This window comes from Vibrio sp. CDRSL-10 TSBA (assembly GCA_039696685.1).
Classification (GTDB): domain Bacteria; phylum Pseudomonadota; class Gammaproteobacteria; order Enterobacterales; family Vibrionaceae; genus Vibrio.
In genome coordinates this window covers 1,848,634-1,861,958 of sequence record CP155566.1, presented here as the reverse complement: position 1 = coordinate 1,861,958, position 13,325 = coordinate 1,848,634, and the positions used below count along the sequence as shown (strand labels likewise).

Genomic DNA, 13,325 nt, shown 5'->3' with positions numbered 1-13,325 from the left:
ATTTGCTTATTACCCATCTGATTTTATCCCCTCCAGTTATACCAAAATTATCTAAATGTTAAGCACATGATTTATTGAGTGATGCTAAAACTGTCTTAGATCTGAGGCATCCCGCTGGTGTGATTGCACTTAAACTAAGCTCTGTTGTGTTCCATTTCAGCGGGAGGCTGGTATGTTCCATCAATCAAGGATTTTGGTTTGGTATGAAGTGGCAAGTCAGAAAGTGATTCTGGGAGAGGCTGTAGGGAGTGTGAATCGGGATGTGGTTTCTTTATGGTTGCATGCCCCGGCAGACAGTAATCAGATCGAATATCAGGGCTATCGTTTGTCTCTCTATGATGATGGTGGAAGAGAGATCGCCAATAAGTCGGTCTCTATGGGTACCGCCGATCAGATTTTAGGTGGTGAGTTTAAGTAGGGAAGGAACACAACCGCTGTTAATGCCTGCATTTTATATTGTTTCTCTAAAGCTGATATTGTTCCTCTAAAGCTAATATTGTGGCAATTAAAGCGAGTATTGTACTTAAGAACCTGTATTGCTTCACTTTAATGAGTGACGACAACAGATGTATGAGGATGGATTTGAGTCGAGGCAGGCAGCGAGTTGAAGAAAAAGCGCAACTAAAAAGCCAGAGTGACTACTCTGGCTTTTTTCATTACGTTGCTCAGTGTTCGGACGTTGACACCGCCAAATCACTGAGTGGCGACTAGGCGCGTTTGGCTTTGACGTGATAGTTGACGTTGACCAACTCTACAGCCGTTTTGGCCTTACAGATGCACGGCAAGATTTCATCACTTTCCGTGTAGGCCATAGCAAAACCAACGTATTCGACTTCACCTGATAGCAGAGTACAGCGGCAGGCGCCACAATGGCCGTCCCGGCAGTTGTATTCAGGGTTCAATCCGGCCTGCTCCATGGTTTCGAGCAGCGTATTGGACGGATTAGACTCAATGTTGACGATTTTGTTGATTTTAATCGAAGCCATTACAGTTCAAAGCCCTCGAAGTCATCGGCTTTGACTTCGTTGTCGATTTGACCGACAAGGTAAGAACTGATTTCTGCTTCCTGTGGCGCAACCTGAACGTTGTCAGAAGACAACCAGGCATTGATCCAAGGAATCGGGTTGCTGGTCGCACCAGGGTACGCAGGCTCGAGACCAACCGCATGCATACGAATGTTGGTGATGTATTCAACATACTGACACAGGATGTCTTTGTTCAGACCAATCATAGAGCCGTCTTTGAACAGATATTCTGCCCATTCTTTCTCTTGCTCAGCCGCTTCCTTGAACAGATCAAAACTCTCTTGCTTACACTCTTCAGCGATCTGCAGGAAAGCAAAATCATCCATACCGTTGCGCAGCAGGTTGATCATGTGCTGAGTACCGGTCAGGTGCAGTGCTTCATCACGGGCGATCAGCTTGATGATTTTCGCATTACCTTCCATCAGTTCACGTTCGGCAAAAGCGAATGAACAGGCAAAGCTGACGTAGAAGCGAATCGCTTCCAGCGCGTTAACCGACATCAGGCACAGATACAGCTTTTTCTTTAGGCCGTTTAGCGTGATGTGAACGGTTTCGCCGTTGATTTCATGGGTACCTTCACCGTAACGGTGGTAGTCGTTACTCATTTTGATCAGATCATCGTAGAAGTGAGCGATGTCTTTCGCGCGCTTGATGATGTGCTCATTCTCAACGATGTCGTCAAATACCAATGCAGGATCGTTCACGATGTTACGGATGATGTGCGTGTACGAACGAGAGTGGATGGTTTCAGAGAATGACCATGTTTCAATCCAGGTTTCCAGCTCAGGAATAGAGACCAGTGGCAGCAGAGCCACGTTCGGGCTGCGGCCCTGGATTGAGTCAAGCAGGGTCTGGTATTTCAGGTTGGAGATAAAAATGTGTTTCTCGTGATCTGGCAATTTCGCGTAGTCGATACGGTCGCTGGAGACATCAACTTCTTCCGGACGCCAGAAAAAAGAAAGCTGTTTTTCAATCAGCTTTTCAAAAATATCGTATTTCTGCTGGTCGTAGCGTGCGACGTTAACCGGCTGACCCAGAAACATAGGTTCTTTAAGTTGGTTATTTTTTGTTTGAGTAAAAGTACTGTAAGCCATTGTGCCTTCATCCGTTTCGCCCCCTGCAGAGCAGAGGGCATTCAAGTCAATTAGTGTCAGTTCAAATCTGATTAGATCTTACAAGCACCGCTTGCGCAATCGTCGTCGGCTGGTTGAACCGCATCTTTCTGATCGTCTTTTGCACCATCACGAGTGTTATGGTAGTACAGTGTTTTCACACCAAATTTATACGCAGTCAGCAGGTCCTGAAGCAGTTTCTTCATTGGAACCTTGCCGCTTTCGTAACGACTTGGGTCATAGTTAGTATTAGCTGAAATTGCCTGGTCAACAAATTTCTGCATGATACCGACTAAGTGCAGATAACCATCATTTGAACCAATGTTCCACAGCAGTTCATAGTTGTCTTTCAGGCGAGTGAACTCAGGAACAACCTGTTTCAGAATACCATCTTTAGACGCTTTTACGGAAACGTAACCACGTGGCGGCTCGATACCGTTGGTTGCGTTTGAAATCTGCGATGACGTTTCTGAAGGCATCAGAGCCGTCAGTGTTGAGTTACGCAGACCATGCTCCATGATCTCGCTGCGCAGTGCATCCCAGTCGTAATGCAGGGCTTCGTCACAGATCAGATTGATATCGTTCTTATAAGTATCAATCGGCAGCAGACCTTTCGCATAGTTGGTCTCGTTAAACGCCGGACATGCGCCTTGCTCTTTAGCCAGGTTCACCGACGCTTTCAGCAGGTAGTACTGCATCGCCTCAAAGGTGCGGTGAGTCAGGGCATTCGCACTGCCATCCGAGTATTTCACACCGTTTTTCGCCAGGTAGTATGCGTAGTTGATAACACCCACACCCAGAGTACGACGGTTCATGGTTGACTTGTAAGCCGCTGGCAGCGGGTAGTCCTGGTAATCGAGCAGTGCATCAAGCGCACGTACCACAAGCTCAGCCAGTTCTTCAAAATCATCCAGATTCTGGATTGAACCCAGGTTAAATGCAGACAGTGTACACAGAGCGATTTCGCCGCTGTCATCTTCAACGTTAACCAGAGGTTTGGTCGGCAGAGCAATTTCCAGACACAGGTTGGACTGACGTACCGGAGCAACGCTCGCATCAAACGGGCTGTGAGTATTACAGTGGTCGACGTTTCTGAATGTAAATACGACCAGTTGATGCGCGCTCCTGCATCAGCAGAGAGAACAGCTCAACCGCTTTAACGCTACGCTGTTTGATCGAAGGATCGTTTTCGTATTTTACATATAGGCGTTCGAACTCGTCCTGGTCCTGGAAAAATGCATCGTACAGGCCCGGTACATCAGACGGTGAAAACAGAGTGATGTTGCCACCTTCCACCAGACGTTTGTACATCAGCTTGTTCAGTTGCACACCGTAGTCCATATGACGAACACGGTTTTCTTCAACGCCGCGGTTGTTTTTCAGTACCAGCAGAGATTCAACTTCACCGTGCCAAACAGGGTAGAACACAGTCGCTGCGCCACCACGAACACCACCTTGAGAACAGCATTTAACCGCGGTCTGGAAGTATTTGTAGAACGGGATACAACCTGTGTGGAATGCTTCACCACCGCGGATTTCAGAGCCCAGAGCACGAATACGACCCGCGTTAATACCGATACCGGCACGTTGGGAAACATAACGTACGATAGAGCTTGCTGTTGCGTTGATTGAATCAAGGCTGTCACCACACTCGATCAGTACACATGAACTGAACTGACGGGTAGGTGTGCGCACGCCAGACATAATTGGCGTAGGCAATGAAATCTTGAACGTCGATGTCGCATCGTAAAAACGTTTTACGTAATCCAGACGCGTATCTTTCGGGTATTTAGCGAACAGGCATGCTGCGACCAGAATGTACAGGAAACTGTGCACTCTCGTAGATCTGACCGGTTACGCGGTTTTGTACAAAGTACTTACCTTCCAGCTGTTTGACTGCTGCGTAAGAGAAATTCAAATCACGGCGATGGTCGATGAAGTCATTCATCAACTCAAATTCTTCGCGTGTATAGTCTTCCAGCAGGTGCTTGTCGTACTTACCTTTTTCCACCATCGCAGATACGTGATCTAACAGCAGTGGCGGCTCATACTGGCCATACGCTTTCTTACGCAGGTGGAAAACCGCCAGGCGTGCAGCCAGGTATTGGTAATCCGGCGTCTCTTCTGAAATCAGATCCGCAGCGGATTTGATGATGGTTTCATGAATGTCAGAGGTGGTAATGCCATCGTAGAACTGGATGTGAGCACGAAGTTCTACTTGTGATACAGAGACATTATCCAGACCTTCAGCGGCCCATGCGATCACACGGTGGATCTTTTCCAGATCGATCTTTTCTTTGCGGCCATCACGCTTGGTGACAGTGAGTTGTTGGTTCATTCTACTTTATTTCCCTAACAAAACTGATAAAAGCCGTATTTTTGAGTAATTCTTGTAAAGTGAATCCCGGCTTTGTGATCAAGCTCGCCCTACATATAGTGTCCTAAACACTATATGTAGGGGTGCATCAGTGTTCGGGTTACAAGATAGTGCTATTGAGGGGGTAATGCAAGTTGGAGATCTTGAACAGTTTGTGGATAACTTGCGAAATAAAAAAATTCAGTTAGTAGACACTCACCGATGACGAAAGGGCAGAATTGCTTGTAAGAAATCGTGATTCTCAGATCGCTTTTTTCGTAACCAAGAGAGAAAAAAAATCTCTTGATCTTTAGGTAAAAACTCTATCGTCGTTTTCGTCGGATCAACGGCGAGGATCAATACAAAAATACGCTAAAACTTGACCATGTGGTGGTAAACCACACGGCAGATTTTAGCGTACACTTTATGAACTTACACAATCAGTGGCCACAGCATAACCGTTGATACTGTCGTCAGTGACGTCTTCCGCTCCGCTGAGTGAGGTCTGAAACTGACGCTACTTATGCCAGAGCCATCAGATTAGCGTTGTGTGCACAATGTAATTGACATCCACATTGCGACCGAGGCGGTAGGTATCCGTCAATGGATTGTACTGCAGACCAGTAATCCCTTGTTCTTGCAGGGAAGTCGTGTCAATCATTTTCATCATTTCTGAAGGACGAATGAACTTCTCATGATCGTGAGTGCCTTGCGGAACAATCTTGAGTAGCTTCTCTGCGCCGACAATGGCGAACAGATAAGATTTAAAGTTACGGTTCAGGGTCGAGAAGAAGACATGACCGCCAGGCTTGACCAGCGCCGCACAAGACTGAATGACGGACAGCGGATCCGGAACATGTTCCAGCATTTCCATACAGGTTACGACATCATAAGCCTGCGGGTTTTGCTCGGCGTGATCTTCAATGGTACTTTGGATGTAATCCAGTTTGGTTCCCGTTTCCAGAGCATGCAGTCTGGCCACTTCCAGCGGCTCTTTCCCCATATCCAGTCCGGTCACCTGGGCGCCTTCACGCGCCATGCTTTCTGCCAGGATGCCACCGCCGCAACCGACATCGAGAACTTTTTTGCCAAACAAGCCGTTGACACGTTTCTTGTACATAATTGAGACGCAGTGGGTTGATCTGATGCAGCGGTTTAAACTCGCCTTCAAGATCCCACCAACGTGATGCCATTTCTTCGAACTTCTTGATTTCGTTCGGGTCGACGTTTTGAGGTTTACTCATACTTGTTATGCCTGTATTACGCGTCCATGGATGAATCCGCATTATAGCGCTGATCGCTTCTTACACCAGTTGTTCTGCCTGAATAAAAAAAGAACGAACAAAAAATAATCTGTTTTCAGTTGGATATGGGAGTAGTGTGTAAATTCTCGGCAGTTGATTCACAACAAAGGTCACAACCTGATAAAAGGGGAGGGAAAGTGATGCCGAACCTTAGAAACTTGTGTTATATTTTTTCACCTTATAAGTATCAATAATATCCAGGTGTGTGGACGAAACCATTTATGTTGATTCCGGCATAGGGTTCGTTTTGTCTGGATATACCGATCAAACTATAGAGGGATAATGGCTCTATGAGCGATCTAGCTAAAGAGATCACGCCCGTAAACATTGAAGATGAGCTACGAGGTTCATACCTTGACTACGCGATGTCAGTTATCGTGGGTCGTGCTCTTCCTGATGTGCGTGATGGCCTAAAACCAGTTCACCGTCGCGTACTGTTCGCGATGAATGTGCTGGGTAATGACTGGAATAAACCATATAAAAAATCTGCGCGTGTGGTTGGTGATGTAATCGGTAAATATCACCCGCACGGCGACAGTGCTGTATACGATACCATCGTACGTATGGCGCAGCCTTTCTCGCTGCGTTACATGCTGGTCGATGGTCAGGGTAACTTTGGTTCTATCGACGGTGACTCCGCCGCGGCAATGCGTTACACCGAAGTGCGCATGTCTAAAATTGCCCATGAGCTGCTGGCTGACCTGGACAAAGAAACGGTTGATTACGTACCGAACTATGACGGTACCGAACAGATCCCTGCGGTTCTTCCGACTAAAATTCCAAACCTGCTGGTGAACGGTGCTTCCGGTATCGCCGTAGGTATGGCGACCAACATTCCTCCGCATAACCTGACAGAAGTTGTTGACGGCTGTCTTGCTTATATCGACAACGAAGAGATCACTATCGATGAACTGATGGACTACATTCCTGGTCCTGATTTCCCGACAGCGGCTCTTATCAGTGGTCGTAAAGGCATTATCGATGCTTACAAAACGGGCCGCGGTAAGATTTACATGCGTTCCAAAGCGGATATCGAAACAGACAAAAACGGTCGTGAGACTATTATTGTCAGCGAGATCCCATACCAGGTAAACAAAGCGCGTCTGATTGAAAAGATCGCTGAACTGGTGAAAGACAAGAAAGTTGAAGGCATCAGTGCACTGCGTGACGAGTCCGACAAAGATGGTATGCGCATTGTTATCGAATGTAAGCGTGATGCTGTCGGCGAAGTTGTTCTGAACAACCTGTACACGAATACCCAACTGCAGACCACTTTCGGTATTAACATGGTAGCGCTGGACAATGGTCAGCCTAAACTGTTTAACCTGAAAGAGATGCTGAAGTGCTTCGTGGATCACCGTCGTGAAGTGGTGACGCGCCGTACTATTTTTGAGCTGCGTAAAGCACGCGAACGTGCCCATATCCTGGAAGGTCTGGCACTGGCTCTGGCGAACATCGATGAAATCATTGATCTGATTCGTAAAGCGCCAACGCCGGCAGAAGCCAAAGCGGGTCTGATTGCACGTGGTTGGGATCTGGGTAACGTTGCGGCTATGCTGGAACGCGCCGGTACTGATGCTGCTCGTCCTGAATGGCTGGAGCCTCAGTACGGTATTCGTGATGGTCAGTACTTCCTGACTGAACAACAGGCTCAAGCGATTCTTGACCTTCGTCTGCACAAGCTGACTGGTCTTGAGCATGAGAAGATCCTGGACGAATACAAACAGCTGCTGGAACAAATTGCAGAACTGATGCACATCCTGGCGAGCACTGAGCGTCTGATGGAAGTGATTCGTGAAGAAACTGGAAGCGATTCGTGACGGATTCGGCGATGCTCGCCGCACTGAAATCACGGCAGCCAGCCACGATATCGATCTGGAAGAGCTGATTGCCCGTGAAGACGTGGTTGTGACGCTGTCACATGAAGGTTACGTTAAGTACCAGTTACTGAGCGACTATGAGTCTCAACGTCGTGGTGGTAAAGGTAAGAGTGCGACCCGCATGAAGGACGAAGATTACATCGAACGTCTGCTGGTGGCGAATACTCACGATAATATTCTGTGCTTCTCAACCCGTGGTAAGACTTACCGTCTGAAAGTGTACCAATTGCCGCTGGCAAGTCGTACGGCACGTGGTAAGCCGATCGTCAATCTGCTGCCTCTGGAAGAGAACGAACGTATCACAGCGATTCTGCCGGTAACCGAGTTCACGGAAGATAAGTTTATCTTCATGGCAACCGGTGACGGTACAGTTAAGAAGACTTCGCTTGATCAGTTCGCTAACGTACGTGCGAACGGTCTGATTGCCGTCAATCTGCGTGACGACGATTCACTGATCGGTGTAGATATCACGGATGGTGACAGCAACATTATGCTGTTCTCGAAATTCGGTAAAGTGGTTCGCTTTAACGAAGATCAAGTACGAGCGATGGGCCGTACCGCTTCAGGTGTGCGTGGTATGAAACTGGCAGAAGGTGATCAGGTAGTTTCACTGATCGTTCCTAAGACTGATGGTGACGTACTGACGGTAACCGAAAATGGTTACGGTAAGCGTACAGTTCTGGCTGAGTACCCAGCGAAGAGCCGTGCTACCCAGGGTGTGGTTTCTATCAAAGTCTCTGATCGTAACGGCGAAGTCGTGGGTGCGGTACAGGTCGACGAAGGTGATGAATTTATGATGATCACCAACGCCGGTACTCTGGTTCGTACTCGTGTTGCTGAAGTGAGCCAGGTTGGTCGTAACACCCAGGGTGTGACACTGATTCGTACCGCTGAAGACGAAAAAGTCGTTGGCCTGCAGCGCATTGAAGAAATTGAAGATGCGGATTTACCGGAAGATATCGATGCTGAACAGCAGTCGGTTCCATCGGATGAATCACAGCAGTCAGACACCAACACAACTGATTCAACAGACAGTGACTCTGACGAGTAATGACTGTGGTTGATTAAAGTATTGTTGACTAAAAAGCCGGGCCATTGAGTCCGGCTTTTTTATAACGGTACTGACGGTTTATGACGAGCGGACAGTCTTCACGAACGAATAGTTTTCACAAACGGACAGTCTTCACGAACAGATAATCCTCACGAACAGACAGCCTATTAAGACATATATAGCTGGATCAGCTGATCCCATATTCATTCCAATTACGACGATGTAAAACAGCAGCTTTGGCAGGCTGATTGCGGTTAGACAATATTTTGACGGAAGGGAAAGATCGGTAGTTGGACTTGTTTTGATCCAAGGATCATTTATTTCGATCCGGGAAGGAGGGGAACCGTTAAATCTCAGTCAGCGCCTAAAGATTCACTAATTGGCTATGAAATTCTATGAAATACAGTAAGTTGAACGAGTTCAATTTTAATTATATATTTATTAATAATATAAAACCGATAGTTGTATTTATTTAATCTATCTATAGCTATGATCATTATTGTTTATAGTGTGATCAAATTGATTGGAATAATCCAAATAAAAATAACAACATATAAAATGTGATAATTATTCCAAAAATTAAATTTCAATCACATTGATTTCGATAAAATGATATTATTTTGACATAGAGAAAGATAATCAACGGGAAAAGGCAGTGGACTATTCAGTGATTAAGCAATTAAAGCAGGACTTTTATGCACAGATTAGTGCATTGCAGTCTTATGCTCTGCCACAATCAAAACCTACTTTGTCTTTCCTCACCCCGGAAGAAACTGAAAGAGCTGGAACAGCTTTGGGTTGAGCTGGCGGTATGGAAAAAGACACAGAGCCATTAATTAACTGAATTATAAGTACTTTTCTCAAACCCAGCCTTTGTAAAAAAGCGCTGGGTTTTTTATTGCAGTTTTTCTAAATTGTTATATTATAACATTTAGATGTTTTTGTGATCTTTTCGTTGAAAATTGGGGTATCAGTCCCCATAGTATGTTCACAGAGAGAGTTTTAGAATGCATACAATAACAAGCATGCATCCAGTGATGATTCAGGTGAGTGCAGATATGGCGGAAGTAAGAGCCAGAGTTGATTTTAAAGTAGGTGCGAAGAGCAATATTGATGCAGAAATCCTCTCTTTCAGAGGGTTGAAGACCGATAAAGAGCATGTCGCTGTTATTTTCAAATCAGCAGATAAAAATCAAGAAGTTCCTTTAGTGCGCATGCACTCAGAGTGTCTGACCGGCGATGTTTTCCATTCGTCGCGTTGTGATTGTGGCGAGCAGCTGGAAGAAACCATTAATAAGATGGGCGAGCATGGCGGGATTATTTTATACCTGCGGCAGGAAGGTCGTGGTATCGGTTTATATAATAAAATCGATGCGTACCGTCTGCAGAGTGAAGGTATGAACACTTATGAAGCTAACAACCATCTCGGTTTCGGCGATGATCTGCGTGATTTCAGTGAAGCTGCACAAATGCTGCAGGCTTTAAACGTAGAAAAGATCCGTCTGGTGACCAACAATCCGAAAAAAGTACGTGAACTGAAAGAGTATGGTATCGACATTGTGGAAGTGGTGCACACTGCAGCCCATATTAAGTCAGGCAATGAGAATTACCTGCGTGCCAAAGTCTCTCATGGCAAGCATCAGCTCAAGTGGTAGTTTTTTGAGCGCTGATAAGCAGACTTCACATTATCATTGATAAAAACCTCACTTCGGTGAGGTTTTTTTTGTTACCACTTGAAAAAGAATTGTAAATTTGTATTATCGCGGCTAAGAGTGCAAATGATAATAATTAGCACTACGTATTAATCAAAGCAAAACAAGGATGCTTTAATGAAAGTTAAGTCACTTTTAGTCCAATCTATTGCAGCCTCTTTGGCCCTCTCTTCTGCGGCCAGTTTCGCGGCTGTGACTCAGGACCAGGTCGTTGAACATTACGCAGACGTCGCCCACGCCGTGTTCGCGGATGCTCTGGTTACTGCGAAAAACCTCAATCAGTCAATCGATGCTTTTCTGGCCGAGCCTTCTGAAGCTCAACTACAACAAGTCAAACAAGCCTGGTTACAAGCGCGTGTGCCATACCAACAATCTGAAGTTTTTCGTTTTGGTAACGCGGTTGTCGACGACTGGGAAGGTCAACTGAATGCCTGGCCGTTGGACGAAGGTCTGATCGATTACGTCGCGGATGATTACCAGTACGAACTGGGCAACGCGGGCGCAAGTGCCAATATCGTGGCCAACAAGAGTCTGACGATTGGCGCGACGACAATTGATGTGGCTGAAATTACTCCTGAGCTGATTGCCAGCCTGAATGAACTGGGTGGTTCAGAAGCGAACGTGGCTTCCGGCTATCACGCGATTGAATTCCTGCTGTGGGGACAAGATCTTCATGGCACGCAGCCAGGTGCGGGCGAACGTCCGTATACGGATTATGTACAGGGCAGCGAATGTACTCATGGCAACTGTGACCGCCGCGCGCAATATCTGAAAGCATCTGCTCAACTGCTGGTCCAGGATCTGGAGTGGATGGAAAAGCAGTGGTCTGCGGATGAGAAAGGTAACTACCGTCAGGAACTTCTTGCTGATTCTGCACAAAACGGCCTGCGTAAGATGTTGTTTGGCATGGGTTCACTGTCATTGGGTGAACTGGCTGGCGAACGCATGAAGGTCGCTCTGGAAGCGAACTCTACAGAAGATGAGCATGACTGTTTCTCTGATAACACTCACAACTCTCACTTCTACAATGAGCAGGGCATTTACAACGTTTATACCGGTACTTACGCTCGCGTTGACGGTTCAACGTTAAAAGGGGCGTCGATCCTTGATCTTGTTGCCCAGCAAGACGGCCAAGCCGCCAAAGAGATCATGCAGCAGTTTGACGCTGCACGCGATCAGGTTGGCGAACTGGTGACATCAGCAGAGAAAAACAATCAACACTTTGATCAACTGATTGCTGCCGATAATCCACAAGGTAATGCTCTGGTTAATAAAGCCATTGCCTCTTTGGTTGCACAGACCGCATCTATTGAGCGAGCCGCGAATGTCATTGGCATTGATAACCTGAATCCGGACACCGCTGATCACGAGTTTCTGAGCCAGTAGCTTTAGTTATTGATCCTCTGAATTAACACGACCCAATCGCCCGGGAATTCACGTTAGTGATTTTTCGGCCGGTTGGGTTTCTCGCTTTGAATAATAAGAGAATGACGGAATGAAATTGGTTTACTCTACGCTCCTTGTGGGGATAATTTCAGCCCAGGTATGGGCCACTGATGTGGCATCAGGCGGGGCAACCAGTACCCGTAAAGATGGACAGAATGCCTATTCGATGCCAGCCTCAAATCTTCCGTTATCGAAACGACTCGATTTCAGCGTAGGGAATAGCTTTTTTCGTAATCCCTGGGTGGCCGCGCCATCTTCTACCGAAGCCCGTGACGGCCTCGGACCTCTGTTTAATACCAACGGGTGTCAGAACTGTCACATTAAAGACGGGCGAGGGCATCCTCCTGAGGAGGGGGAGCAACAAGCGGTATCTATGCTGGTTCGTCTGAGTATTCCGGCGTTGACTGAACGGCAAAAAGCCGTTTATCGCCAACAAGGCGTGGTGCCTGAACCAACTTACGGTGCGCAACTACAGGATTTTGCATTGCCCGGCCACAAGGCGGAAGGACAAATTCGTATTACCTATGATGACGTCTCGATTCAGTTTGCTGACGGGACTCCGGTGCTGCTGAGAAAACCGAACCTTGAAATTACCCGCCTTGCATACGGTCCGATGCATCCGGACACTCAGTTTTCCGCCAGAATTGCACCGCCAATGATTGGTCTGGGGCTGCTGGAGAGTATTCCTGACAGTACGTTATTGAGCTGGCAGGATGTTAATGACCATGATAAAGATAGTCTATCCGGACGGGTCAACAAGGTCTGGGATATCGAGCAGAATAAAACCGTCATCGGTCGTTTTGGCTGGAAAGCCGGGCAACCTTCACTGATGCAGCAAAATGCCTCGGCCTTTAACGGTGATTTAGGCCTGACCAGTCGCCTGTTTCCCGCCGAGAAACTGTTCGCCACATCAAGCATTATGTGCCAGTCTGCCGAATGGTGGTGAGCCGGAAGTGAGCGACAATATCTTGAACTTTGTCGAGTTTTATTCACAACATCTGGCGGTGCCGGTACGACGTAACGTTGATGACCCTGACGTCATCGCCGGGGAACAACTGTTTCTGAGTGCGGGCTGCGCAGGTTGCCATAAAACAGAGGTTAAGACGGGTAAGCGTCCGGAACTACCTGCACTATCTGAACAAACTATTCATCCGTATACCGATTTGTTGTTGCATGATATGGGAGAAGGCCTGAGTGATGGCCGGCCGGAGGCACAAGCCAGTGCCAGCGAGTGGCGAACACCGCCGCTGTGGGGGATTGGTTACACTCAGGAAGTGAACGGTCATACCTATTATCTGCACGACGGACGGGCACGTAATTTAATGGAAGCCGTACTTTGGCATGGCGGGGAAGCCCTTGCTGCACGTGACCAGGTACTTAAGTTTGATCACAAGCAGCGCGCCGCGCTGATCGCATTTTTAAACTCTTTATAGGTGTGA

5 protein-coding genes and 5 pseudogenes are annotated in these 13,325 nt (G+C 47.1%); 6 read left to right on the top strand and 4 right to left on the bottom strand.

The window, feature by feature from the left end; translation table 11 throughout:
• Nucleotides 1–172 precede the first annotated feature (172 nt).
• The gene (locus ABDK09_16105; protein ID XAW88594.1) at nt 173–418 is read left to right on the top strand and encodes a hypothetical protein; all 246 of its coding nucleotides are present in this window, start codon (nt 173–175) and stop codon (nt 416–418) included.
• A 289-nt stretch (nt 419–707) separates the two neighbouring features.
• Here the strand turns inward: ABDK09_16105 and yfaE are convergent, their stop codons facing one another.
• From yfaE to ubiG, 4 genes and pseudogenes are all read right to left on the bottom strand, one after another.
• Nucleotides 708–986 carry a class I ribonucleotide reductase maintenance protein YfaE gene (gene yfaE, locus ABDK09_16100; protein XAW88593.1) on the bottom strand — a complete coding sequence of 93 codons (279 nt, stop codon included), beginning with the start codon at nt 984–986 and terminating at the stop codon, nt 708–710.
• On the bottom strand, nt 986–2,119 hold the full coding sequence (gene nrdB, locus ABDK09_16095) for a class Ia ribonucleoside-diphosphate reductase subunit beta (protein ID XAW88592.1): 1,134 nt from the start codon (nt 2,117–2,119) through the stop codon (nt 986–988). Before nrdB ends, yfaE begins: the two co-directional genes overlap by 1 nt.
• Nucleotides 2,120–2,190: 71 nt before the next feature.
• Nucleotides 2,191–4,475, bottom strand: a pseudogene (gene nrdA, locus ABDK09_16090) (class 1a ribonucleoside-diphosphate reductase subunit alpha).
• Nucleotides 4,476–5,028: 553 nt separating this feature from the next.
• Nucleotides 5,029–5,737, bottom strand: a pseudogene (gene ubiG / locus ABDK09_16085) (bifunctional 2-polyprenyl-6-hydroxyphenol methylase/3-demethylubiquinol 3-O-methyltransferase UbiG).
• A gap of 350 nt (nt 5,738–6,087) precedes the next feature.
• On the opposite strand from ubiG, the pseudogene gyrA reads away from it, so the two are divergent.
• From gyrA to ABDK09_16060, 5 genes and pseudogenes are all read left to right on the top strand, one after another.
• Nucleotides 6,088–8,728, top strand: a pseudogene (gene gyrA, locus ABDK09_16080) (DNA topoisomerase (ATP-hydrolyzing) subunit A).
• Between the two features lie 655 nt (nt 8,729–9,383).
• Nucleotides 9,384–9,564 (top strand): annotated as a pseudogene (locus tag ABDK09_16075) (hypothetical protein).
• A 171-nt stretch (nt 9,565–9,735) separates the two neighbouring features.
• Complete coding sequence (gene ribA, locus ABDK09_16070; protein XAW88591.1) at nt 9,736–10,383, top strand: GTP cyclohydrolase II; 648 nt, start codon at nt 9,736–9,738, stop codon at nt 10,381–10,383.
• A 174-nt stretch (nt 10,384–10,557) separates the two neighbouring features.
• The gene (locus ABDK09_16065; protein XAW88590.1) at nt 10,558–11,826 is read left to right on the top strand and encodes an imelysin family protein; all 1,269 of its coding nucleotides are present in this window, start codon (nt 10,558–10,560) and stop codon (nt 11,824–11,826) included.
• Between the two features lie 109 nt (nt 11,827–11,935).
• Nucleotides 11,936–13,319 (top strand): annotated as a pseudogene (locus tag ABDK09_16060) (di-heme oxidoredictase family protein).
• Nucleotides 13,320–13,325: the final 6 nt, after the last annotated feature.

Coding starts and splice junctions, on each gene's coding strand:
- ABDK09_16105 (XAW88594.1), top strand. CDS start 173: ATGTTCCATCAATCAAGGATTTTGGTTTGGTATGAAGTGGCAAGTCAG.
- yfaE (XAW88593.1), bottom strand. CDS start 986: ATGGCTTCGATTAAAATCAACAAAATCGTCAACATTGAGTCTAATCCG.
- nrdB (XAW88592.1), bottom strand. CDS start 2,119: ATGGCTTACAGTACTTTTACTCAAACAAAAAATAACCAACTTAAAGAA.
- ribA (XAW88591.1), top strand. CDS start 9,736: ATGCATACAATAACAAGCATGCATCCAGTGATGATTCAGGTGAGTGCA.
- ABDK09_16065 (XAW88590.1), top strand. CDS start 10,558: ATGAAAGTTAAGTCACTTTTAGTCCAATCTATTGCAGCCTCTTTGGCC.